The sequence below is a fragment of the Mesorhizobium sp. IMUNJ 23232 genome, assembly GCF_044326205.1.
Taxonomy (GTDB): Bacteria; Pseudomonadota; Alphaproteobacteria; order Rhizobiales; family Rhizobiaceae; genus Kumtagia.
Genome location: NZ_JBIRCY010000089.1, coordinates 1 through 23,773 on the forward strand (window position 1 = coordinate 1; position 23,773 = coordinate 23,773).

General features: G+C 63.7%; 23 protein-coding genes and 1 riboswitch. Of the genes, 8 read left to right on the plus strand and 15 right to left on the minus strand.

The features are described 5' to 3' along the window. Positions 1-164: 164 nt before the first annotated feature. On the minus strand, positions 165-1,229 hold the full coding sequence (fba, locus tag ACH196_RS35000; protein WP_396651449.1) for a class II fructose-bisphosphate aldolase: 1,065 nt from the start codon (positions 1,227-1,229) through the stop codon (positions 165-167). A gap of 163 nt (positions 1,230-1,392) precedes the next feature. Here fba and ACH196_RS35005 point away from each other — a divergent pair, with 163 nt between their 5' ends. Further along, positions 1,393-2,157 (plus strand): triose-phosphate isomerase, encoded by a 765-nt coding sequence (locus ACH196_RS35005; protein WP_396651450.1) that lies wholly within the window; start codon positions 1,393-1,395, stop codon positions 2,155-2,157. Between the two features lie 68 nt (positions 2,158-2,225). Here the strand turns inward: ACH196_RS35005 and dhaL are convergent, their stop codons facing one another. The 5 genes from dhaL to gcvT form a co-directional block, all read right to left on the minus strand. Continuing rightward, entirely contained in the window at positions 2,226-2,864 is a 639-nt protein-coding gene (gene dhaL, locus ACH196_RS35010) for a dihydroxyacetone kinase subunit DhaL (protein ID WP_396651451.1), read from the minus strand. A 49-nt stretch (positions 2,865-2,913) separates the two neighbouring features. Next, positions 2,914-3,912: a dihydroxyacetone kinase subunit DhaK gene (locus ACH196_RS35015; protein ID WP_396651452.1), complete on the minus strand. Its 999-nt coding sequence runs from the start codon at positions 3,910-3,912 to the stop codon at positions 2,914-2,916. Positions 3,913-4,067: 155 nt separating this feature from the next. After that, a complete protein-coding gene (gene gcvP / locus ACH196_RS35020; RefSeq protein ID WP_396651453.1) occupies positions 4,068-6,878 on the minus strand; it encodes an aminomethyl-transferring glycine dehydrogenase in 2,811 nt (936 codons plus the stop codon). An 11-nt stretch (positions 6,879-6,889) separates the two neighbouring features. Further along, on the minus strand, positions 6,890-7,258 hold the full coding sequence (gcvH, locus tag ACH196_RS35025) for a glycine cleavage system protein GcvH (RefSeq protein ID WP_396651454.1): 369 nt from the start codon (positions 7,256-7,258) through the stop codon (positions 6,890-6,892). A gap of 5 nt (positions 7,259-7,263) precedes the next feature. Further along, a complete protein-coding gene (gcvT, locus tag ACH196_RS35030; RefSeq protein ID WP_396651455.1) occupies positions 7,264-8,364 on the minus strand; it encodes a glycine cleavage system aminomethyltransferase GcvT in 1,101 nt (366 codons plus the stop codon). Between the two features lie 149 nt (positions 8,365-8,513). Continuing rightward, positions 8,514-8,599: riboswitch (glycine riboswitch) on the minus strand. A 154-nt stretch (positions 8,600-8,753) separates the two neighbouring features. Between gcvT and ACH196_RS35035 the strand changes: the two genes are divergently transcribed. Further along, on the plus strand, positions 8,754-9,791 hold the full coding sequence (locus ACH196_RS35035) for a hypothetical protein (protein ID WP_396651456.1): 1,038 nt from the start codon (positions 8,754-8,756) through the stop codon (positions 9,789-9,791). A 20-nt stretch (positions 9,792-9,811) separates the two neighbouring features. On the opposite strand, the gene ACH196_RS35040 is transcribed toward ACH196_RS35035, so the two are convergent. From ACH196_RS35040 to ACH196_RS35070, 7 genes are all read right to left on the minus strand, one after another. Beyond that, a complete protein-coding gene (locus ACH196_RS35040; protein ID WP_396651457.1) occupies positions 9,812-10,033 on the minus strand; it encodes a hypothetical protein in 222 nt (73 codons plus the stop codon). Between the two features lie 32 nt (positions 10,034-10,065). Then, positions 10,066-10,860, minus strand: a complete 795-nt coding sequence (locus ACH196_RS35045; RefSeq protein ID WP_396651458.1) for a molybdopterin-binding protein — start codon at positions 10,858-10,860, stop codon at positions 10,066-10,068. Then, positions 10,857-11,750, minus strand: coding sequence for a cytochrome b/b6 domain-containing protein (locus ACH196_RS35050; protein WP_396651459.1), 894 nt, complete (start codon positions 11,748-11,750; stop codon positions 10,857-10,859). The genes ACH196_RS35045 and ACH196_RS35050 overlap by 4 nt, the downstream gene beginning before the upstream one ends. A 150-nt stretch (positions 11,751-11,900) precedes the next feature. Further along, positions 11,901-12,548: a DUF1345 domain-containing protein gene (locus tag ACH196_RS35055; protein ID WP_396651460.1), complete on the minus strand. Its 648-nt coding sequence runs from the start codon at positions 12,546-12,548 to the stop codon at positions 11,901-11,903. Next, positions 12,545-13,015, minus strand: coding sequence for a YaiI/YqxD family protein (locus ACH196_RS35060; RefSeq protein WP_396651461.1), 471 nt, complete (start codon positions 13,013-13,015; stop codon positions 12,545-12,547). Before ACH196_RS35060 ends, ACH196_RS35055 begins: the two co-directional genes overlap by 4 nt. 16 nt (positions 13,016-13,031) lie before the next feature. Further along, positions 13,032-13,772 (minus strand): hypothetical protein, encoded by a 741-nt coding sequence (locus ACH196_RS35065; protein ID WP_396651462.1) that lies wholly within the window; start codon positions 13,770-13,772, stop codon positions 13,032-13,034. A gap of 151 nt (positions 13,773-13,923) precedes the next feature. Next, positions 13,924-15,051 (minus strand): S-(hydroxymethyl)glutathione dehydrogenase/class III alcohol dehydrogenase, encoded by a 1,128-nt coding sequence (locus ACH196_RS35070; RefSeq protein ID WP_396651463.1) that lies wholly within the window; start codon positions 15,049-15,051, stop codon positions 13,924-13,926. A 353-nt stretch (positions 15,052-15,404) separates the two neighbouring features. Here ACH196_RS35070 and ACH196_RS35075 point away from each other — a divergent pair, with 353 nt between their 5' ends. The 3 genes from ACH196_RS35075 (at position 15,405) to ACH196_RS35085 (ending at position 20,265) form a co-directional block, all read left to right on the plus strand. Then, positions 15,405-16,571, plus strand: a complete 1,167-nt coding sequence (locus tag ACH196_RS35075; RefSeq protein ID WP_396651464.1) for a porin — start codon at positions 15,405-15,407, stop codon at positions 16,569-16,571. 170 nt (positions 16,572-16,741) lie between these two features. Next, positions 16,742-18,778: an acetyl-CoA carboxylase biotin carboxylase subunit gene (locus ACH196_RS35080; RefSeq protein WP_396651465.1), complete on the plus strand. Its 2,037-nt coding sequence runs from the start codon at positions 16,742-16,744 to the stop codon at positions 18,776-18,778. Between the two features lie 113 nt (positions 18,779-18,891). Continuing rightward, positions 18,892-20,265, plus strand: a complete 1,374-nt coding sequence (locus ACH196_RS35085; protein WP_396651466.1) for a class II 3-deoxy-7-phosphoheptulonate synthase — start codon at positions 18,892-18,894, stop codon at positions 20,263-20,265. Between the two features lie 149 nt (positions 20,266-20,414). Here the strand turns inward: ACH196_RS35085 and ACH196_RS35090 are convergent, their stop codons facing one another. Next, the gene (locus ACH196_RS35090; protein ID WP_396651467.1) at positions 20,415-21,482 is read right to left on the minus strand and encodes a diguanylate cyclase domain-containing protein; all 1,068 of its coding nucleotides are present in this window, start codon (positions 21,480-21,482) and stop codon (positions 20,415-20,417) included. 347 nt (positions 21,483-21,829) lie between these two features. Here ACH196_RS35090 and ACH196_RS35095 point away from each other — a divergent pair, with 347 nt between their 5' ends. The 3 genes from ACH196_RS35095 to ACH196_RS35105 all read left to right on the plus strand — a co-directional run bounded on the left by ACH196_RS35095 (position 21,830) and on the right by ACH196_RS35105 (position 23,582). After that, on the plus strand, positions 21,830-22,264 hold the full coding sequence (locus ACH196_RS35095) for a GFA family protein (protein ID WP_396651468.1): 435 nt from the start codon (positions 21,830-21,832) through the stop codon (positions 22,262-22,264). 96 nt (positions 22,265-22,360) lie between these two features. After that, a complete protein-coding gene (locus ACH196_RS35100; RefSeq protein ID WP_396651469.1) occupies positions 22,361-23,158 on the plus strand; it encodes a DODA-type extradiol aromatic ring-opening family dioxygenase in 798 nt (265 codons plus the stop codon). Between the two features lie 64 nt (positions 23,159-23,222). Beyond that, positions 23,223-23,582, plus strand: coding sequence for a diacylglycerol kinase (locus tag ACH196_RS35105; RefSeq protein WP_396651470.1), 360 nt, complete (start codon positions 23,223-23,225; stop codon positions 23,580-23,582). Between the two features lie 59 nt (positions 23,583-23,641). Here ACH196_RS35105 and ACH196_RS35110 read toward each other — a convergent pair. Then, positions 23,642-23,773: integrase core domain-containing protein (locus tag ACH196_RS35110; RefSeq protein WP_396650131.1), on the minus strand; the 132-nt coding region annotated here is incomplete at its 5' end.

A 23,773-nucleotide genomic window follows, 5' to 3' on the forward strand; every position in this document is an offset into this window, starting at 1 on the left:
GTCTTGTCCGGGCCACCAGCCCGACCTGCGCCGAAGCCCTCGACCTTGGCCCAAACCGGCCCGGCAGAATGAGGCCGATTGCGTGCGGCACGCTTTAGCCGTCACGAGATCATGTATCGCCGGTGCGCACACCGGCGATACTTTTTGACTGGCGCGATGACTTGCTATCCGAATTTCGGATCGAGGCTGCCGCTCTTGTAGCGCTTCGCCATCTCCGACACCGGCAGCGGCTTGATCTTTTGGGCATTGCCGGCGGTGCCGAACTCTTCCAGCCGCTGCTTGCAGAGTTTCGTCATCGCCGCCATGGCCGGCTTGAGGTATTTGCGCGGGTCGAACTCGCTCGGGTCCTCGCTCAGCACCTTGCGGATCTGGCCGGTCAGCGCCATGCGGTTGTCGGTGTCGATGTTGATCTTGCGCACGCCGTTCTTGATGCCGCGCTGGATTTCCTCGACCGGCACGCCCCAGGTCGGCTTCATCTTGCCGCCGTAGCGGTTGATGATCTCCTGAAGGTCCTCCGGCACCGACGACGAGCCGTGCATGACCAGATGCGTGTTCGGCAGTTTTTTATGGATTTCCTCAATGACATGCATGGCAAGCACGGCGCCGTCGGGCTTGCGCGAAAACTTGTAGGCGCCGTGGGAGGTGCCCATGGCGATGGCCAGCGCGTCGACCTTGGTCTCGGCGACGAATTTCACCGCCTCGTCCGGGTTGGTCAGCAACTGGTCATGGCTGAGCTTTCCCTCCGCGCCGTGGCCGTCCTCCTTGTCGCCCATTCCGGTTTCCAGCGAACCCAGCACGCCGAGCTCGCCCTCGACCGAGATGCCGCCGAGATGCGCCATGTCGGTCACGGTCTTGGTCACGCCGACATTATAATCCCAGTCGCCGGGCGTTTTGCCGTCGGCCTTGAGCGAGCCGTCCATCATCACCGAGGTGAAGCCCGACTGGATGGCGGTCATGCAGGTGCCGGGCTCGTTGCCGTGGTCGAGATGCACGCATGCAGGGATATGCGGATAGATTTCGGTCAGCGCGTCCATCATGTGCTTCAGCATGATGTCGTTGGCGTAGGCGCGGGCGCCGCGCGAGGCCTGCAGGATCACCGGGGCATCGACGGCATCCGCCGCCTCCATAATCGCCAGGGCCTGCTCCATGTTGTTGATGTTGAAGGCAGGCACGCCGTAGCTGTGCTCGGCGGCATGGTCGAGCAACTGGCGAAGGGTGATCCGGGCCATAAAAACTGTCTCCTGATGCTTTGGCGGAAGTGAGTGGACCTTCGCCAATAGTGGAAAAATCGTCGCGAAAACAGCGCTTTTGGCGGTTTTTGCGATATTCGCGGTTCCCCTCGCGCGCATCCTGCGGCATTCATCCGCCTCAATCGATTGAAAGGGCGGATCCGTGGTTTTGTATTTTGTCGGCACCAGTTGGAAGATGAACAAGACGCTGGCCGAGGCGCTGGATTTCGCCGAAAAACTGAAGGCGTTCCTGCCGGGATTCGACCCGCGTATCCAACCCTTCGTGATCCCGCCGTTCACGGTTGGGCGCCAGGTCAAGGTGGCGCTCACCGAAAGTAGCATAAAAGTCGGCGCGCAGAACATGCATTGGGAAGATTCTGGCGCCTGGACGGGGGAGATTTCGGCGCCGATGCTCAGGGATTGCGGGCTTGACTGGGTCGAACTCGGCCACAGCGAGCGGCGCGAGTTTTTTGCGGAAACCGATCGCACGGTCGGCCTGAAGACGGCAGCGGCGGTGCGTCACGGTCTCGTGCCGCTGATCTGCGTCGGCGAGACGCTTGCCGAGCGGGAGGCGGGCAGGGCGGACGCGGTGCTAGAGGAGCAGGTGAGGGGAGCGCTGCAATTCATTGACGACGCAGGCAAATCCACGCAAATCCTGTTCGCCTACGAGCCGGTCTGGGCGATCGGCGAAAAAGGCATTCCGGCCAGCGCCGACTATGCGGACAAGCAGCAGGCGCTGATCAAGCGGGTCGCCGGCGCGATCCTGCCCGCCGCGGCGCCGGTGCTTTATGGCGGCAGCGTCAATCCCGGCAACACGGCTGAACTGATTGCCCAGCCGCATGTCGACGGGTTGTTCATCGGCCGCTCCGCTTGGGCAGCGGAGGGGTATATCGACATTTTGCGGCGGGCGTCGGCGGCGATTGGGTAGCACCTCTTTCTTCTCCCCGCAGGCGGGGAAAGGACGCTGCCGTCAGGTCGCGTCCGGCCGTTGAGGCGTTACCCAGCCACTCCCTCCCTCATCGCCTCGATCACCACCATCGCCGAAGCAGCGCCGGGGTCCATGTGGCCCAGCGAGCGCTCGCCGAGGCGCTCCGCGCGGCCTTTCGCGGCGACCATGTTTTTCGTCGCCTCGGCGCCCGCTTTCGCAGCCTCGACGGCGGCGGCGAGCGATGCGGCGAGATCGCCGCCGGCGGCAAAGCGCTCGCCGGCAGCGTCGGCGGCGGGCGCCCAGGCGTCGACCATGGTCTTTTCGCCGCGCTCGGCCTTGCCGCGATCCTGGATGCCTTTTGCCGTCGCCTGGAAGGCGGCGACGAAATCGGCGTCGGTCAGCGCCGACTTACCCTTGACGGCAGCGCCCGCGCGCATGAAGGCTGTGGCGTAGAGAGGGCCGGAGGAGGCGCCGACCGCGTTCAGGAAGGATTTTGCCGCTGTATTGAAGACTGTAGTCGGATCGGCGGCGGGGTCGAGGGCCGAAACCGCGTCGCGCGCGGCGGAAAAGCCCAGGGACATCGCGATACCGTGGTCAGCGTCGCCGATCACGCCGTCCAGCGCGCAGAGTCGATCTTTCTCGGCCTCGATCCTCTCGGCGATCTTTCCGAACATGGTGACCAGTCGGGCGGAAGTGATTTCGGTCATGCAATGATCCCGGATTTCTGGGGCGCGCTATCGCCGAGGAGCAAAAAGATCAGCCGGCGCGGAACATTGCGCAGTCACAGGGATGGTCCAGCATCTCCTGCAGTTCGCCGTCGAGACGGTGGAGCGTCACCGAGGCGCCGGCCATTTCGAGCGAAGTGCAGTAAGGCCCGACCCAGGTGGCGTGGACGCCGACGCCGATGTCGTCCAGCCGCCGTTTGACCCGCCGGTTCATGATGTAAAGCTCCATCGGCGGGGTGGAGCCGAGCGAATTGACGAGAACGGCAACCTTGTCGCCCCTCGACGGCGTCATCTCGGAAAAGATGCGGTCGAGCATCTCGTCAACGATCTCGTCGGCGGTTTTCAGCTTGCCGCGCTGGACGCCCGGTTCGCCATGGATGCCCATGCCGATTTCCATCTCGTCATCGCCGATCTCGAAATTCGGTTTTCGCGTTTGCGGCAGCGAGCAAGGTGAGAGCGCGACGCCCATCGTATAGGTGTGGTCGTTGGCTTTGCGGGCAATGCGCTCGACCTCGTCGAGGGAAAGCATCTTGTCGGCCGCGGCGCCCCCCGCCTTGAACACGAAGAAATTGCCGGCGACGCCTCGTCGCTTGGCCTTGGTCGACGTTGCTACGTCGTCGGTGGTGAGCACCGTCCGCACCTCGATGTCGTCCATGTCAGCCATCTCGGCGGCCATGTCGAAATTCATCACGTCGCCGGCATAGTTGCCGTACTGGAACAGCACGCCCGCGCCGCCGCTGACCGCCTTGGCGCATTCGAGGATGGGGTCTGGGGGCGGGGAGGCAAAGACGTTGCCGACCGCGCAGCCGTCGGCCAGGCCCTTGCCGACATAGCCGAGAAATGTCGGCTCGTGACCCGAGCCGCCGCCGATGACGATTCCGACTTTTCCCGGGCGCGGGCCGTTCTTCGCCACGATCGAGCGCGGGCTGCCGGGGACGGCGAAAAGGTGGTTGGGATGGGCGGCGAGCACGCCTTCCAGCATTTCGTCGACGGCTCTGTTGCCGTCATTGATGATCTTCTTGGTCTGCAAGGCGTCCTCCCGGTATGCGTTGCGCGATACTACGCGGCGCGGCGCGGAATGCCAGCCTTGCGAATGTCCCGCAAGGGCCACCCAAGCGTTAGGCCCACGCAAGACTATAGGGCGGGCACCGTTGCCGGTTGCCCGCCCTTGCAGTTCGCTAGAACCTATTCCGCGGCGCCGAGATAATCCGCCAGCGGCGGGCAGGAGCAGACGAGATTGCGGTCGCCGGCGACATTGTCGATGCGCGACACCGGCGGCCAGTATTTGGCGGCGAAGTTCGCATCGGACGCGGGGTAGGCAGCCTCCAGCCGCGAATAGGGGTGCGTCCACTCGCCGGCCAGCGCTTCGGCCGCCGTGTGCGGGGCGTTGACCAGCGGATTGTCGGTTTTCGGCCATTCGCCCGCCGCCACCTTGGCCGCTTCTTTGGCGATGGAAATCATCGCCTCGCAGAACCGGTCGAGTTCGGCCTTCGGCTCGGATTCGGTCGGCTCGACCATCAGCGTGCCGGCCACCGGCCATGACATGGTCGGCGCGTGAAAACCGTAGTCGATCAGCCGCTTGGCGACGTCCTCGACGCCGATGCCGGCGCTGTCCTTGAGCACGCGGGTGTCCAGAATGCACTCATGCGCCACGCGTCCATTGCGGCCGGCATAAAGGACCGGGAAAAACTCCTTGAGGCGGTTTGCGACATAGTTTGCGTTGAGGATCGCCATTTCGGTGGCGTTCTTCAGCCCGACGGCGCCCATCATGCGGATATACATCCAGGTGATCGGCAGGATCGAGGCGCTGCCGAAGGGTGCGGCCGAGACCGGATGCTTCGATCCGTGGTCGATATGGCCGGGCAGGAACGGCGCCAGATGTTTCGCGACGCCGATCGGCCCGACGCCGGGGCCGCCGCCGCCGTGTGGGATGCAGAAGGTCTTGTGCAGGTTCATGTGGCAGACGTCGCCGCCGATGTCGCCCGGCCGCGCAAGACCGACCAGCGCGTTGAGATTGGCGCCATCGAGATAGACCTGCCCGCCATTGTCATGGATCAGTTTTGTCAGGTCCTTGACGCCTTCCTCGAACACGCCATGCGTCGAGGGATAGGTGATCATCAGCGCCGCCAGATTGGCCTTGTGCCGCTCCACCTCGGCGCGCATGTCGTCCATGTCGATGTCGCCGCTGTCGGTGCATTTCACCACGACGACATCCATGCCGGCCATGGCGGCGCTCGCCGGATTGGTGCCGTGGGCGGAGGAGGGGATCAGGCAGATGGTGCGGTTCGCCTCGCCGCGCGTGGCGTGATAGCGACGGATCGCCAAAAGGCCGGCATATTCGCCCTGGCTGCCGGCATTCGGCTGCAGCGAGACGGCATGGAAGCCGGTGATCTCGGCCAGCCAGCGCTCCAGATCGTCGGTCATCGACTTGTAGCCCTTGGAATGCGCCTTCGGCGCGAAGGGATGCAGATTGGCGACGTTCGGCCACGACACCGGGATCATCTCGGCGGCCGCGTTCAGCTTCATGGTGCAGGAGCCGAGCGGGATCATGGTGCGGTCGAGCGCAAGATCCTTGTCGGCCAGTTTTCGCAGGAACCGCATCATCTCGGTTTCCGAGCGGTTCTCGTGGAAGAAGGGCTGCGTCAGGAAACCTTTCAGCGGGCGCGGCGCGCCGGGCAGGGCGCGTTCGGCGCTCGCCGTGACCTTCGCTCCGAACAGCGCAGCGATGGCCTGGAGATCGGCATCGGTCGAGGTCTCGTCAAAACTGATGCCGACCAGGTCGGCATTGACCATGCGCAGCAGGCGTCCGTCCTTCTGCGCCGTCTTGGCAAGGGCTTTGGCCTGGCCCTTCACCTCCACCGTCACCGCGTCGAAGCGATGGTCGCCAAGCACCTTGTGGCCCGCCGCCTTCAGCGAAGCAGCCAGCCGCGCCGCCAGCCCATGTACGCGGGTTGCGATGGCCTGAAGCCCTTCCGGCCCGTGCCAGATCGCATAGGCCGTGGCCATGTTGGCCAGCAGCGCCTGCGCGGTGCAGATGTTGGAGGTCGCCTTGTCGCGGCGGATGTGCTGTTCGCGCGTCTGCAAGGCGAGCCGGTAGCCCGGCCGGCCTCTTGTGTCGACCGACTGGCCGACGAGACGGCCCGGCATCAGGCGGGTGAGCTTGTCCGACACCGCGCAATAGGCGGCATGCGGCCCGCCGAAACCGATCGGCACGCCGAAACGCTGCATCGAGCCGACCGCGATGTCGGCGCCAAGGCTGGCCGGGGTCTGCATGATGGTCAGCGCCAGCGGGTCGGCGACGAAGATGACGATCGCGCCGGCGGCCTTCGCCTCGGCTATCTTCGCGGCATGGTCACCGAACACGCCAAAAGTGTCGGGCCAGGCGACGACGAGTGCGGCCGTGTTGTCGTCGATCGTGTCGCCGTCGATGTCCCAGCCCAAGGGTTCGGCGCGGGTCTCGACCACGTCGCGGGTCTGCGGATGCGGCTGGTTGGCGAAGGCGATCTTGGTGCGCTTGTCCTTGTGATGGCGCACCGCCATGCCGACCGCCTCGGCCAGCGCGGTGGCTTCGTCCAGCAGCGAGGCGGAGGCCACGGGCAGGCCGGTGAGTTCGGTTGCCAGCGTCTGATAGTTGAACAGGAGTTCCAGCCGGCCCTGGCTGATCTCCGCCTGATAAGGCGTGTAGGCCGTGTACCAGGCCGGGTTCTCGAACAGGTTGCGCAGGATCACCGGCGGCACAAACGTGCCGTGGTAACCGAGGCCGACAAAGCTCTTCAGCACGACGTTTGCCGACATCTTTTCCGCCAGCTCGGCCAGCGCCTCGGCTTCCGTGGCCGGCGCCGGCAGGTCGAGCGGGCGTTCGAGCCGGATCGATCGCGGCACGGTCTGCGAGATCAGCGTTTCCAGCGACGGTATGCCGAGCGAGGCCAGCATGGCGCGGGTCTCGGCGATGCCCGGGCCGATATGGCGGCCGGCGAATTCGGATTTTTCGGTCATGATACCTTGCCTCAGCCGATGTGCTTCTTGTAGGCGGCCTCGTCCATCAGGCCTTCCAACTGGCCCTTGTCGGCGAGCTTCATCTTCCACAGCCAGCCGTCGCCGGTGGCAGACGAATTGACCAGCGCGGGCTCGGAGGACAGCGCGCCGTTGGCGTCGACGATCTCGCCGTCGACCGGGGCGTAGACGTCGGAGGCGGCCTTGACCGATTCCACCACCACCGCCACGTCACCCTTCTTCACGCTCTTGCCGGCTTCCGGCAGTTCGACGAAGACCAGGTCGCCAAGCTGCTCCTGTGCGTAATCGGTGATGCCGACGGTCGCGGTGTCTCCCTCGACGCGGATCCATTCATGGTCTTCTGTGTAGAAAATCTGCGGCATGGGGTTCATCCTTTGCGATAGCGGTGTGGGGTGAAGGGCAAGGTGTGGACGTCCACGGGCACTTTTGTGCCGCGCACGTCGGCGAAGATTCGGGCGCCGGGTTTTGCGAGCGGAGCGGCGATGTAGCCCATGGCGACGGGATGGCCGGCCGAGGGGCCGAATCCGCCGGAGGTGACGCGGCCGACGGCAGCACCGGTCTCGTCGAACAGTGACGCGCCGGCGCGCACGGGCTGGCGGCCGTCCGGCTTCAGGCCGACGCGTTTTTCGCCCGCGCCGAGCGCGATCTTCTTGTGCAGCGGCTCCGCGCCCACGAAGGTGCCTTCCGTCCGAAGCTGCTTCGGGATCGCCCAAAGCAGACCGGCGGCGACCGGATCGGTGTCCTTGGAGATGTCCTGGCCATGCAAGCAGAGTCCGGCTTCCAGCCGCAGGCTGTCGCGGGCGGCGAGGCCGATCCAGATCAAGCGCTCGTCGGCAAGCAGTTTGGCGGCGAGCGCCCGTGCATCGGCTTCCGGCAGGCCGATCTCGAAACCGTCCTCGCCGGTATAGCCCGACCGGCTCATGAACCAGTTTTCGCGCGGCTCGAAGCCGGTCATGAAGGCGAGATGCGAGCCATCGACGCCGGCGGCCGTGAGGATGGCTTCGGCCTCCGGCCCCTGGATCGCCAGGAACACGCGGTCGAGCGGCGTCACCGTGCAGTCGTAGTCTTCCGCCAGCGCCATCAGGTGCGCCTCATCCTCGGCGGCGTTGCCGGCATTGGCGACGACCATGAAGCGCGTCGGGCCGAGCCTTGTCACGATCAGGTCGTCGATGATGCCGGCCGCCTCGGTGAGGAAAAAAGTGTATTTTGATTGCCGCTCGGCCAGCGCTTCGGCATCGAGCGGACAGGCTTTCGACAACAGCGCCGAAGCGCCCGGCCCGGAAACCTCGAACAGCTTCATGTGCGAGATGTCGAACAGGCCGGCATGCTCGCGGGTGTGAAGATGTTCCTTCATCACGCCCGCCGCATATTGCAGCGGCATCGACCAGCCGGCGAACGGGCCGAAACGCGCACCGGCCGCCTGATGCAAATCTTCGAGCGGAAGTTTCTTCTGGCCGAGGTCGGTCATTGCTTCTCCAGAGCGCACGTTTCCGGCCGCTGAAGCGGCCATTCCGTGCCCCTCTGTCTGAAGCCTGAGAGACTCGCGCAACCGGAACTCTGTCGGCGACGCTTACACCTTCGGCGCGGGGTTTTCGGCCCCGACTTTCCAGAGTGTCTTGACCGGTTGCGGTTCTTTTGCCTGAGAGATTTCGGGCGATTTCCCCTTCGGCGGCAGCGACGCTGCTCTCTCCCGCGAACCGGTGAGGATCCTTGCGGAACCTCCGACGACTCGTATGTAGCCCACGGGCCGGCCTTTGTCACCTGCATCCCGCGTTGCAACAGATCGCTAACCACGCCCTTTTGCCGAATTTCAAGACGAGGCTGCTATCGCTGGCAATGAGGCAGGCGACCGGCCGGGTGGCTGACGCGACAAGCCTGTTGCGGGGTGCTGCGATGGACGAGCTGAAATCGAGCGTTGCCGAAGGGGCGGATGCGGTGATGGAGACGATCACCGGCGCCGACGTCAGGGCGATGCGCGCGTTCGTCTATCCCGACGGTGTAGTGTCGCGGGCGGAGGTCGAAAAACTGTTCCGCCTTAATGCGGCCGCGAAATCCGTCTGCCCTGAATGGCGGGATTTCTTCGTCGAGGCGGCCACCGACTATCTGGTCCACCAGGAGAGGCCGGAAGGTTATGTGTCTGAGGAAAACGCGGACTGGCTGATCAAAATGATCTCGCAGGACAGTGTCGTCGAGACGCTGACGGAGGTCGAGTTGCTGGTGACCGTGCTGGAGAAGGCGAAGTCTTCGCCGGAAAGACTGGTGGCTTTCGCGCTGGAGCAGGTGGCGGCCGCCGTCATCGGCGGCAAGGGCGCGTTGGCGCGCGTGCCCGGCCGACTGCCGAACATCGTCGACAGGGATGAAGTCGATCTCATCCGCCGCGTGCTCTATGCCTTCGCCGGCGACAGCAATGTCGCCGTCACGCGCGCCGAGGCGGAAATGCTCCTGAAGATCAACGACGCCAGCATCGAAGACCGGAACGATCCCGCCTGGAACGACCTGTTCGTCAAGGCGATGATGAATTTCGTCATGTTTGTTTCCGGCTACCAAACGCCGAGCCGCGAGGAAGCGCTGCGCCACGAGGTTTTTCTGGACAGCCCGAACATGGGCGTGGGCGGGTTCTTCTCGCGCATGGTGTCCGGCGGACTTTCTGCCATGCTCGGGCGGAGCGACGATCTCGAAAGCGTCGAAGACGTTTCACGGGAACGCAATGCCGAACAGGGAACGGCTGCACGTCGTGCCGAGGCAGTCGACGATGACGAGGCCCGCTGGCTTGCCGAGCGCCTCGGCAAGGGCGGCAGCCTGCGTGGAAACGAGCGGACGCTACTTGTGTCGCTGCGCGATTCCGCTCCATCGATCGCGCCGGCGCTGCAGCCTCTGCTCGACAAGGTCGCCTGATCCCGCACGCGATTTTCGCGTCAGATATCCGAGTTGCGGACGCGGTCCTCGAGATCGAGCCGTTGTTCATCCGGCGTCGCAAGCCAGCGGAACAGCCATTCCGAGATCAAGCCGCCGATCAAGCCCGCGCAGAGAAACAGCGCCAGGCCGATCCACCAGACATCGGCTGTCAGGAACAGCCACAGGCCGCCGACGGCGAAGATCAGGAATACGATCGTGCGGGCGAGATGGGCCTTGCTCACTTGAGTTCACCCGTGAAACCGGCTCGACCCTATCACATCCCGCCGAACCAGTCGTAGCCGCGGTCCTCCCAATAGCCGCCTTTGCCGAAACCCATCGCGGCGAAACTGTCGACCAGTTCGATGCGATGGATGTATTTCGGCATCTTGTAGCCGAGCTGCCGTTCGACCCGGACGCGCAGCGGGGCGCCGTTCTCGACGGGGAGCGGCTTGCCGTTCAGCCCGTAGGCCAGAATCGTCTGCGGGTGGCGGGCATCGACGAGGTCGATCGAGCCGTAATATTTGACGTCGCCCGACAGGCTGCGCTCGATCGTATCGAGGCAGTGGAAAACGACGAAGCGCGCTTCCGGTTTCACCTTCGCCTCGTCGAGCACCAGCGACAGCGGTGTGCCCGTCCATTTGGCGATGCAGCTCCAGCCTTCGACGCAGTCGTGGCGGGTGATTTGCGTCCGCGAAGGCATTTTCTGAAGCTCGTCGCGCGACAAGGAAAGCGGCTTCTCGACGAGACCCGCGACTTCCAGCCGCCAGTCGGCGAAATCCTTGGAAAGCAGGTCCTTGTAGACCGAATCGTCCGGCGCGGTGATGCCGTTTGGCCGCTGCGGCTGGCGGATGTCGGCCTCGGAAAACTCCTGGGCCAGCGCGTCGCGGCCGGCCAGCAGCCGCTGTACCCGGTAGGTCAGGTCGTTGGCGCTCTCCAGCACGTTGCGGACGCTGCCATCCGCGGGCAGTCCGTCGAAGACATCGCAGCCCGATAGCAGCACACCGGATAGGGCGACGCTTGATGCGCCAAGGAATTTTCGGCGATTGATGCGGAAGGTGCTGATGGTCATGATCTCCCCTGGGATTGCGGTTCCGCACCCGCGGGCGGATCGGTCCGGTACCAGCCGGTGACGATCGAGCGCAGCTCGTTGAGCGGGCCGGCGGCGAGGATCATCAGCATGTGGATGACGAAGAAGCCGACAAGCAGCAGCATCGTCAGGAAATGAATGGTGCGTGCCGTCTGGCGTCCGCCGAGGATTTCGGGAAGCCAGGGCAGGGCGGCGTTCATGGTCGGCGACATGGCGAGCCCGGTGGCGATCATCAGCGGGAAAAGCACGAACAGCACGCCGGCATAGGCGAATTTCTGCAGCGTGTTGTAGTCGCGGCCGTGATGGAAGCGCAGCCGGACATGGTCGGCGACGTCGCGCGGCAGGTTCCGCAGGTCGGAGAAGCGGAGGGCGAGGTCGCGCCGCAGATGACCGTTGATAAGGCTGCCGAGCAGCCACAGGAGCAGCGTGGCCGACAGCATCCAGGCGAAGAAGAAATGCACGACGCGGCCAGTCGCCAGATCCTGATAGGAAGGTATGGTCGCCCAGGCGGGAAAGCCGCGCGCTGCCGGCTCTCCATTTTCCGATGACAGGCCGAGCAGACCGGAGGTGTCGAAGGCGTGGCCGAGGATGATGGTACGCCCAGCAGGCCCCGCGGCGGTGTTTTCGGCACGCATCGAAAAAACCTCGTTGTCGAAGCCGAAGCCCGACTGGTCGCCGATATAGAGCGCCGGATGGGCGTTGAAGATCTGTAAGCCCGACAGAAGCAGGAAGAACAGGCTGATCGCCCAGAGCCAATGCGTCAGCCGCGTCCACAGGAACTGGCGATAGATGACAGGTCGCTTGATAGGCCTCGGCGCAGGCGTATCGGCGCTTGCCGTCCGGTCGTGGATTTCAGGCGTGGGCGCGTCCATTTCTCTGGCTCCTCGGGACGACGGGGCATTCCCCGTCCGTGTCCTTGGAAGAGATACGTAAGGCACATACGAAATGTTTCATCGGGGGGAACAGCGCCGGCACTCCGTGGCGGCATCGAGCCCCTTCCTGCGTGCCGGCCCGGCCGGGCGCTATCCCCCGAGACTCACCGCGAGATTGACGGCGGCGGCCAGCAGTACGGTATTGAAGAAGAACGAAACCACCGCATGCAGCATGTTCAGCTTGCGCATCGTGGTTTTGACGATGACGACGTCCGACGTCTGCGCCGTCATGCCGATGACAAAGGCGAAGTAGAGGAAATCGTACCCCGTCGGCTCCGGCGTCTGCGGGAATTCCAGCCCGCCACGCCGCATCGCCACGCCGTCCGACCGGACATGCGCCGGCGACCAGTATATGTGCGCGTAGTGGAACGCCGCCATGGTGTGTACGGTCGCCCAGCCGAGCGCGACCGACGCCAGCGACAAGACGAGTTGCAGTGCATCCGGCGCGTCATGGGCGTTGATCAGAAGGAACAGAGAGGCGACCGCCACCGCCACCGCCAGCAGGGTGACGATGAAGATGACCCATGCCGGCACGTCGGCGCCGGCTGCGTGCTTGCGCAGATAGGTTGCGCTGAGCAGCCGGAGTTTTATCGCGCTCAGCACCAGGTAGGTAAGGAAGAATGCATTTGAGCCGGCAACGATCGCATATTTTGGTGCGATCCAGCCCAGGATCAGCAGTACAACCGCGCCGGCCGCCAGTGCGACGTAGAAGGAAGTATTGCGGCCGTGACGGGTCATTGCGCGGTTCCTGCGGCGGCGATGGCGCGGCGTGCTGTCTGGTCGAGAGCGCCGAGGAAGCGCGAGCGGTCCTCGCGTGCGAAACCGGCATTGTAGCCTTTGCTTTCGCCGGTCTCGCGCAGATGCTGCTTGAGGTCGCGCATTGCCACAGCCATGCCGATGTTCTCCGGCGTGAACGGTTTTCCGGTCGGCCCCAACACATGCGCACCCTTGGCCACCGCGCGCGCCGCCAACGGGATGTCCGCCGTGATCACGATGTCGTTGGCATTCGCGTTCTCGGCGATCCAGTCGTCGGCCGCGTCCGCCGATTTCGGCACGACGACGTTACGGATCATCGGATCGCGCGACGGCCTGAGCCCGCCATTGGAAACGAAAGTGACGGCGAGGCCCAAGCGTTCGGCCACCTTCACGACCTCGTCCTTCACCGGGCAGGCGTCGGCATCGACCAGGATTGTCGGATAGGGCATTTGCGCCGGTGCGGTCTCATTTCTTGTCGGAAGCCAACCCGACGAGCAGGCGGGCGACGATCATGTCCCGTAGCACGATTCCCCGGGGGACGCGATTCGCCGTGACGGCCACCAGGCGGCTGGTGTTTTCCCGCTCCATCTTCTCCAGGGCCTCGACATTGCTCGCCTCGTCGGGGATGGATTTGTCGGTGAACCCCGGGACATTCAATATGTCCGTCGGCGTGGCGCTTCTCAGCGCCGCCATGAACTGTTGTCCCTGATCGGAAGCGTCGAGCAAGCCCGCCACGACGATGCCTTTGCTCGAGGCAACATATTTGCCGTCGGCGTCGATGATGACCACCGACATTTCGGGGTCGCTGGCGGACAATACGCGGATGTATTCGCGTATCACGCTTTCCACATAGAAGGAGCCGCGCCCGAGTTGAAGCGTCAGCGCGATCGGCTCGCCGGGCTCGATCGTCCTGGCGGCCTGTTCGAGCATTACATAGTCGCCCTTGGCGATGAACTCGCCGTCGACGATCGACTTGCTCAGCGGCACCGGGTCCACCGGTTTCGCGGCAACCTCGTGGAACTTCGCACCCCATCCTCCCGGCGCGGTAAATTCCTGCACTTTTCCCGATACGACGCCGTAGGCAATGAGAGGTAGAAGCATCAGCGCAAGGAAGGTCACGCTATCGCCGAGCGAGAACTTCTTGATGCCAAATGCCAGCAACACGCCGACGGCCAGAACAACCGCACCTGCAAGAATTGCTTCCATGGCGCACCCGAGAAACCTACTGCGCCATGCAGTCTATCATCCAATACCGCGCGCTATGCTATACAAAATAGCTGCCTCGCATATTCCCGCTTTTCTCGCCCGACCATAGCTCGGTCGTCGGCAAGCGGGTGACAGTCAACATCATGGAGTCCTAATAAACCACCACGCTGCGAATGCTCTCGCCGGCATGCATCAGGTCAAAACCCTTGTTGATCTCGTCGAGCGTCAGCGTATGGGTGATCATCGGGTCGATCTCGATCTTGCCGTCCATGTACCAGTCGACGATCTTCGGCACGTCGGTGCGGCCGCGCGCGCCGCCGAAGGCCGTGCCCTTCCAGACGCGGCCGGTGACAAGCTGGAACGGCCGCGTCGAGATTTCCTGTCCGGCGCCGGCGACGCCGATGACGATCGACTGGCCCCAGCCGCGATGCGAGGCTTCCAGCGCCTGACGCATGACTTTGGTGTTGCCGGTGCAGTCGAATGTGTAGTCGGCGCCGCCGATCTGGTCGGTGCCGCGCTTGGTCAGGTTGACGAGGTAGGGCACGATGTCGCCGTCGATCTCCTTCGGATTGACGAAATGTGTCATGCCGAAACGCTCGCCCCAGGCTTTCTTGTCGTTGTTGAGGTCGACGCCGATGATCATGTCGGCGCCGGCCAGCCGCAGGCCCTGGATGACGTTGAGGCCGATGCCGCCGAGGCCGAACACCACCGCCGTCGCGCCTTCCTCCACCTTGGCGGTGTTGATCACCGCGCCGATGCCGGTGGTGACGCCGCAGCCGATGTAGCAGATCTTGTCGAAGGGGGCGGCCGGATTGACCTTGGCCAGCGCGATCTCGGGCAGCACGGTGAAGTTCGAAAAAGTCGAGCAGCCCATATAGTGGAAAATCTTGTCCTTGCCGATCGAGAAGCGGCTTGATCCGTCCGGCATCAACCCCTGGCCCTGGGTGGCGCGGATGGCCGTGCAGAGATTGGTCTTGCGCGACAGGCAGGACGGGCATTGGCGGCATTCTGGCGTGTAGAGCGGGATGACGTGGTCGCCTTTCTTCAGGCTGGTTACTCCCTTGCCGACGTCGACCACCACGCCGGCGCCCTCATGACCGAGGATCGCCGGGAAGAGGCCTTCCGGGTCGGCGCCCGACAAGGTGAACTCGTCGGTGTGGCAGATGCCTGTCGCCTTCACCTCGACCAGAACTTCACCCTCGCGCGGGCCGTCAAGGTCCACCTCCATGATCTCGAGCGGTTTTCCAGCGGCGACGGCCACGGCGGCGCGTGTCTTCATAAGGCGGATTCTCCGGATGCGATTGCGGGCGCCAAACTTTCAGGATTTCGGCAGGCCGGCAACCCTACCAAAGCAGAGGCCGGTTCGGCTGTGGGGAAAAACTAGCGGTTGCGTCGCGCTCTCGACTAGGGAGTGTATCTTTGCTGCCACAAATTCGCCTATTTTGCTCAACGGACCGGCCGCGGCCCGCATCGATCATAGAAATGTGACCGCATATGTATTAAGCGGAACCAGTGGAAAGGGGGCTTTCCGGTCAATCGTAAGCCATTTCCAGCGCGGTCCGTGAGGGGCACCGTTCCGCGTGACTATTTTGCACGCCCATTTTGTTAAACCAGTTTTCTGGAGGTCAGAAAGTGAACATCAAGAGCCTTCTTCTCGGCTCCGCTGCGGCCCTGGTCGCAGTCACCGGCGCGCGCGCGGCCGATGCGGTCGTCGTCGCCGAGCCGGAACCCGTCGAATACGTTCGGGTCTGCGACGTCTATGGTTCGGGCTTCTTCTACCTGCCCGGCACCGAAACCTGCCTGAAGATCGGCGGTTATGTCCGCGTCGACCTCCGTGGCGGCGACTTCTACGGCGTCGAAAGCGCCGCGGGCGACGAGACCTACAACAACCGCGTCCGCTTCCAGCTGCGCGCCGACGCCCGCAGCGAGACCGAATTCGGCACGCTGCGTTCGTATGCCGCCATCAACTTCAACTACCAGGTGTCCGGCAGCGGCACGACTAGCTACGACATGGAAGACGGCAGCAGCATCGAGCACGCCTATATCGAGCTCGGCGGCTTCCGCATCGGCAAGACGGACTCCTACTTCTCGACCTTCACCGACTATTCGTCGGGCGTCATGAACGACGGTATCGTTCCCTACGGTCCGTTCGGCACGCTGCAGATCGCCTACACCTACACCGGCGCGAACGGCTTCTCCGCCGGCGTCGCGATCGAGCAGGGCGACAATGACGATGCCGTCAACTACACGCTCTTCGATGCCAACGGCGATCCCCTTCCCACTTCACCCGATACCCTTTCTGGCATCACGGGGAACTATGGTCCGTATGTCGTCGGCGGTCTGTCGTTCACGCAGGGCTGGGGCAAGATCGGTGTGGTCGCCGGCTATGACAGCTGGCAGGAAGAAGTCGCGGTCAAGGGCCGTTTGGACATCAACATCACCGACACCGCTTCGGTGTTCGTGATGGCCGCCTGGGATTCTGGTGGCGATAAAATCGAAACCAATGCCGCTGGCACAGTGGTCGTCGACAACGGCAGCAACTACTACGCTCCGTGGGGTGGCGACTGGGCCATCTGGGGCGGTACGGCGATCAAGTTGAACGAGAAGGCCACCTTCAACGCCGAAATCGGTTATGACGACTTTGAGGACTTCTCGGTTGCGGCCAACGTTGCCTACGAACTGGTTCCGGGCTTCACCATCACGCCGGAAGTTGTCTATGCCGACAATTTCGGCGACGAGATCGTGAACGCATACGACAACGCCTGGGGCTTCAACCTGCGCTTCCAGCGCAACTTCTGATCGGCTTTCCCGATCGGCGCAAACAGACCCGGCGGGCAACTGCCGGGTTTTTTGTTGCCGGTCCCCGGCACAACACCGCCATGCCTTCGCATCGCGTCCGACAGGCCGCTTGAGCCGGCGGCGTCATGCCCATAAGAAGGGGCGGCGTTCCGTGGGGAGAAGCCGTCTTAATGTTCAGCAAGATACTGATCGCCAATCGCGGCGAGATCGCATGCCGCGTCATCAAGACGGCAAGGAAGATGGGGATCGCGACGGTCGCCGTCTATTCCGACGCGGACCGCGACGCGGTGCATGTCGAGATGGCCGACGAGGCGGTGCATATCGGGGCGGCACCCGCCGCCCAGAGTTATCTGGTCGCCGAAAAGATCATCGAGGCGTGCAAGGCGACCGGAGCCCAGGCGGTTCATCCCGGCTACGGGTTCCTGTCGGAGCGCGCTTCCTTCTGCGCGGCGCTGGAAGAGCAAGGTGTCATCTTCATCGGCCCGAAGCCTAAGGCCATCGAGGCGATGGGCGACAAGATCGAATCGAAAAAATTCGCAAATGCGGCAAAGGTAAGCACCGTTCCCGGCCATCTCGGCATCATCGAGGATGGCGACCACGCCGAAAAGATAGCCGGCGAGATCGGGTATCCGGTGATGATCAAGGCCTCGGCCGGCGGCGGCGGCAAGGGCATGCGCATCGCCTGGTCGAAGGAAGAGGTGCGCGACGGTTTTGTCCGCGCCCGCTCCGAGGCGAAAAATTCGTTCGGCGACGACCGCGTGTTCATCGAGAAATTCGTGGTCGAGCCGCGGCACATCGAGATCCAGGTGCTGGCCGACGGCCATGGCAACGCCATCTATCTAGGCGAGCGCGAATGCTCGATCCAGCGCCGTAACCAGAAGGTCGTGGAGGAGGCACCGTCTCCTTTCCTTGACGAAAAGACGCGAAAAGCCATGGGCGAGCAGGCGGTGGCGCTGGCGAAGGCCGTCGACTACCAGAGCGCCGGGACCGTCGAGTTCATCGTCGATGCCAAGAAGAACTTCTATTTCCTCGAGATGAATACGCGCTTGCAGGTCGAGCATCCGGTGACGGAACTCGTCACCGGTGTCGATCTGGTCGAGCAGATGATTCGCATCGCCGCGGGCGAAAAGCTCGCCATCCGCCAGCAGGACGTGAGGCTGGACGGGTGGGCGGTGGAGAGCCGGCTCTATGCGGAAGATCCCTACCGCAACTTCCTGCCGTCGATCGGCCGGCTGACGCGCTACCGCCCGCCGGCGGAAGGGCGGAGCGGCAATCCCGGCTCGGGGGCCGGGGCAGGCATCGTGGTGCGCAACGACACCGGTGTCACAGAGGGCTCGGAGATCTCAATGTTCTACGATCCCATGGTCGCAAAACTGTGCACCTGGGCGCCGGACCGGCTGACGGCGATCGAGGCGATGTCGGATGCGCTCGACGAATTCGTGGTCGACGGCATCCAGCACAACATCCCGTTCCTCTCGGCGCTGATGCGCCATCCGCGCTGGCGGGAGGGTCGGCTGTCCACTGGCTTCATCGCCGAGGAATATCCCGACGGTTTTGCTCCGATCGTGCCGAACGACGAGGAGAAGGTGGTGATTGCCGCGGTGGCGACGGCCGTCGAACTGCTTCGCCGCGACCGGCTCGACCGGCTGGGTGGCCGGCTTGCGCCGCATTCCGGCGCGCTGAAGGCGGATTGGGAGGTGAAGATTGGTTCCGATTACGTCCCTGTGCGTCTCGGCGAGGGCCTGGTCTCGGTGCCGATGGAGATCGACATGAGCGTGGGCGGCGGCACGCCGCTGACGGTCGCCTCCGACTGGCGGCCGGGTGAACCCGTCTGGCACGGTACGGTCGGCGACCGCAAGGTGGTCGCCCAGCTTCGCCCGCTGGAGAACGGCGTGCGCATCGACTGGAAAGGCATGTCGGTGACCGCCCGCGCCATGCTGCCGCGCACCGCCGAACTCGACAGGCTGATGCCGGTAAAAGTGCCGCCGGATACGTCGAAAATGCTGCTCTGCCCGATGCCGGGGCTGGTGGTGTCGCTCGCCGTCGGCGAGGGCCAGGAGGTCAAGGCCGGCGATATTCTGGCCGTGGTCGAGGCGATGAAGATGGAGAACGTGCTGCGCGCCGAGCGCGACCTGACGGTCTCCAAGATCAACGCCAAGCCCGGCGACAGTCTTGCCGTCGACGCGGTGATCATGGAGTTCGCGTAAGCCTCGCCAGCCGGCGAACTCCGGTCTAGAATAGCCGACTTCCTTCCTGTATAGAGCCGCCTTCCCGAAGGGGCAGGGCATTTTGCCCGTGCGAGCGACGATTGGGTGCGACGATGACGAAATGGTCCCCGAATTCCTGGAGAGCCAAGCCGATCATGCAGGTTCCGGCCTATCCGGATCAGGCTGCGCTGGCCGAGGTCGAAGGCCGTCTCGCCACCTTTCCGCCGCTGGTTTTTGCAGGCGAGGCACGCAAGCTGAAGAAGCAGCTTGCGACCGTCGCTGCCGGTGACGCATTCCTCCTCCAGGGCGGCGACTGCGCCGAGAGTTTCGCCGAGCACGGCGCGGACAATATCCGCGACTTCTTCCGCGTGTTCCTGCAGATGTCGGTGGTGCTGACCTTCGCCGGTGCGCAGCCGGTGGTGAAGATCGGCCGCGTCGCCGGACAGTTCGCCAAGCCGCGTTCGTCCGATACCGAAACCAAGGACGGCGTGACGCTTCCGGCCTATCGCGGCGATATCATCAACGGCACCGGCTTCGATGAGAAGTCGCGTATTCCCGATCCGGCCCGCCAGGAAATGGCGTACCGCCAGTCGGCGGCGACGCTCAACCTTTTGCGCGCCTTCGCCCAGGGCGGTTATGCCAGCCTCGAGAACGTGCACCGCTGGATGCTCGGCTTCGTCTCCGACAGCCCGCAGGGCGACCGTTACGAGGCGCTCGCCAACCGCATCACCGAAACGATGGACTTCATGCAGGCCATCGGCATTACATCGGAGAGCAACTATTCGCTGCGCGAGACCGATTTCTACACCAGCCACGAGGCGCTGCTGCTGGGTTACGAAGAGGCGCTGACTCGCGTTGATTCGACTTCGGGCGACTGGTACGCCACGTCGGGTCATATGATCTGGGTCGGCGATCGCACCCGCCAGCCCGACCACGCGCATGTCGAATACTGCCGAGGCATCAAGAACCCGCTCGGCCTGAAGTGCGGCCCGTCGCTGACGGTAGATGGTCTCTTGCAGTTGATCGACATCCTCAATCCGGAGAACGAACCCGGCCGGCTGACGCTGATCGCCCGCTTCGGCTCGGACAAGGTCGCCGACCACCTACCGAAGCTGGTCCGCGCGGTGAAGAAGGAAGGCCGCAACGTCGTTTGGTCGTCGGACCCGATGCACGGCAACACGATCACCGCCGCCGGCTACAAGACACGGCCATTCGACCGTATTCTCAAGGAAGTTCAGACCTTCTTCGAGGTGCATCGCGCCGAGGGCACGCATCCGGGCGGCATCCATATCGAGATGACCGGTAAGAACGTCACCGAATGCACGGGCGGCGCGCGCGCCATCCGCGACGACGAGTTGCAGGACCGCTACCACACCCATTGCGACCCGCGCCTCAACGCCGACCAGGCGATCGAGCTGGCGTTCCTGGTTTCGGAGCTTCTCAAGAAGGGCGCAGGCGTGACGCAGCGCAAGGTTGTCAACGGTTAACTTTCTTCCTTCTCCCCGTTCACGGGGAGGAGGTGCCCCGATAGGGGCGGATGAGGGGCCGCGCCCACTCGTCAAGGTTCGTGCCGCCCGTCCTTCGGACCCCCCTGCCGGGACCTTCTCCCCGTAAACGGGGAGAAGAGAGCCAACCGCTAATCCTTCTTGTACAGCAGCCAACTCTTCAGCGGCCGATCCTGCACCGTCGAGAATTTGGTCACGCGGTTGCGGCCGGTGATCTTCGAGCGATAGAGCGCCCGGTCGGCCTTGGCATAGAGGTCGTCGGGACCGTCGGCTTCCGCTGCCATGCAGATACCCATCGATATCGTCACCGGGCCATAATTGATGCCTGTCGGTGACGAGAACAGCGTCTGCTCGATTAGCGTGCGTAAGCCGTCCGCCAGATCATATGTCGCCTGCTCGCTGGCGCCTTCCAGGATCAGCGCAAATTCCTCGCCGCCGGTGCGCGCCACGAACATGTCGCTGTGCAGGCTGCTGCGCAGGATCTCGGCGACCAGTTGGATGATCTTGTCGCCGACCGGATGGCCGAAGCGGTCGTTGATCTCCTTGAACCGGTCGATGTCGGCCAGCACCAACGCGCCGAACATCACACCCTTGCGGTCGTTGTAGATGTCGGCGATCTGCTTGTCGAAGGCGCGCCGGTTCCAGATATGCGTCAGCGGGTCGGTGTCGGCGAGGATCTTGTATTTCTCCAGCGCCGACTTGACGCTCTCCAGTTCCGCCGATTTCTCGCTGAGCGTTGTCGCCACCTGTTTGCCATGGTCGATGGTCGAATTGGTGGCAACGCTCATCACGCCGACGATCCGCTGCAGCAATTCCCGGCTCATCGCGTGTCGGCTGGTCAGCCCGTCCGAGGTCTCGGTCAGCACCTCGCCGTATTTCTCGATATGCGAGCGCTCGCTGCGCAGCAGGCGCGCGACATCCTCCAGTTCCTTGGCGAGGGTCTCGCGCGCTGTGGCGACGATCGCATGTTCGTGATTCTGCGCGAAATATTTGCGGCCGATACGGTCCAGTTCCTCTTGCGAGGGACGGCTGCTCAGCGACACCACCTCCATCGTCAGGTCGTGATTGGAGCCGGTCAGCGCCTCGTAGAAAATCTCGTAGTTGCGCGGCAGGCCCATGACGCCCATCTGGCGCATGGTGGTGACGACGCTCATGGCGATGTCGTTCGATTTCTCCGAAGGAGCTATCGCCGGCTGCATCTACGACCACCCCAACGCACGCGGTGCCGGTTAACCCGGCCTGTTTTTCAGGACCGGCATTCATGCCGGTCCGGGGCAGGCGACTGCCCGGCAGAAACGGGGACGCGAGCGTCATACTCGCATCCCGATATGTCTAAGATTGCAGCACTCCTTCTAATGTTTCCTTAATCAGGAAGACCTTGCAGACGACTTTGCAAAATCTTTCAAGGTCTTGCGTCGCCCGCCGGATACTCGTGTCGGCTTTGTCACAAGTCCGCCGACGCGATGTCGCATTCAAGCCGGCGAGGCGCTCCGATCGATGCGACGCTTTGTGTCCGGCGAAGGTAGAGCCTATCGGAGAGGTGTTCATGGACGACATGCACAACGGCTCGTGCAATTGCGGCGCGGTCCGGTTCCGCACCAGCGGCAAGCTGCGCGAGATCGTCTATTGTCATTGTTCGCAGTGCCGGAAGCAGTCCGGCCATTTCTTCGCCGCGACCAGCGTCGCAGCGTCAAAACTCGCCATCGAAGGTGAGGAAGCCATCACCTGGTATGCCGCCTCGCCGGAGGCACGGCGCGGGTTCTGCCACATCTGCGGCACGGCGCTGTTCTGGAAGCAGGAAGGCGGGAACACCGTGTCGATCCTCGCCGGGGCGTTCGACAAACCGACCGGCCTGAAAGGTTCGATGCATATCTTCGCGGCTGACAAGGGCGACTACTATGCGATCGACGATGGCCTTCCCGTTCATCCGCAATGGTGGCCGGCCGAAGCGGCGGAGGGGGAGCAGACGGTGGCGGGATGAGCCGAGCCGTCCACGATTGCTGAACGCAGCGTCGTGGCATTGCCGGCTCGCGGCGACGGACGCACTGGGATAGAACACCCTCAGGAGTCCGAGTTCATGCAAACCTTGCCCTCTCTCTTCATTTCTCATGGCGGGCCGAACATCGTCCTGTCGGATACGCCCGCGCGCCAGTATCTCGAAGGGCTGTCTTCGCTGCTGCCGCGGCCGAAGGCGATTGTTATTTCCTCGGCGCATTTCGAGACCGACGGAGTTGCCGTCGTCACCGATGCCGCGCCCAAGATGATCTATGATTTCCGTGGCTTCGCGCCCGAGCTTTACGAGATGGTGTATCCCGCGCCGGGCGATCCGGTACTGGCGGAGCGTGTCTTCGATTTCCTTGCCGAGGCCGGCCTTTCCCCGAGCCGTGCACAGAAGCGCGGTTACGACCACGGCACGTGGACACCGCTGAAGCTTGCTTATCCGCAAGCCGACATTCCCGTCGTGCAGGTTTCGATCGACCCGAAGCGCGATGCCGCCTGGCATCACACGGTCGGGCGCGCCTTGGCGCAGTTGCGCGCAGAGGGCATTCTGGTGATCGGCTCCGGCCACATCACCCACAATCTGCGCGCTTTCTTCTCGGTCGTGCGCCAAAGCGCCGAACCTGACCCGGCGCTGCCGGGCAAGGTGAAGGCTTTTACGGACTGGTTCGCGGACGAACTTTCGCAAGGCGATACTGAAGCGCTGCTCGACTGGAAACAGCGCGCGCCGTTTCCGGCGGAAAACCATCCGACCGACGAACACCTGATGCCCATCTTCTTCGCCTATGGCGCGGCGGGCGAAGGTGCCCACGGACGGCGCGTCCATGATTCCGTCAATCACGGTTTTTTCGCCAATGATTCCTACCTGTTCCAGTAGTCGCTGCTTTTCGCTAAGAGCCGTTCTCGATCAAAGTGGCAACGAGCAGGGCGGTTTTTCGACGATGGAACGTATCATCAGCGCTTTCTGGAATTCGATGCGGGCGCTGCGCCGGTTGACGCTCACCGAGAAAGCGTTCCAGCAGGAGCTTGGTCTGCTGATCGTGTCGATCCCGATCGGCTGGTTCGTCGCCACGTCCTGGATGGTTTATGCGCTGCTGATCGCCTCGATCCTGGTGCTCATCATGGTCGAGGTGCTGAACACCGGCATCGAAGCCGCCTGCGACGCCTTCTCGCGCGAGTTCAACGTCGAGATCCAGCTGGCCAAGGATTGCGGGTCGCTGGCCGTGCTGATCGCCATCATCCTCGCTGTCGGCGTCTGGGGCTTTGCGATAGCCGAACGATTGGGCGGCCTGCCGGCCTGACCACCCCGCGCCGATCTGGAGACAACGCACGAACGGCGCGCCGGTCAGATGCAGTGTCCCTAGGTGTCATTTCCAAGGACGTTGTCCTTGATCAATCTAGCTATGGGTGGTTTTCCGCCGAGGGCGGCGTGAGGTCTGCGGTTGTTGTAATCGCCGAGCCATGCAGGCATTGCGGCGGTTCGCTGTGCGGA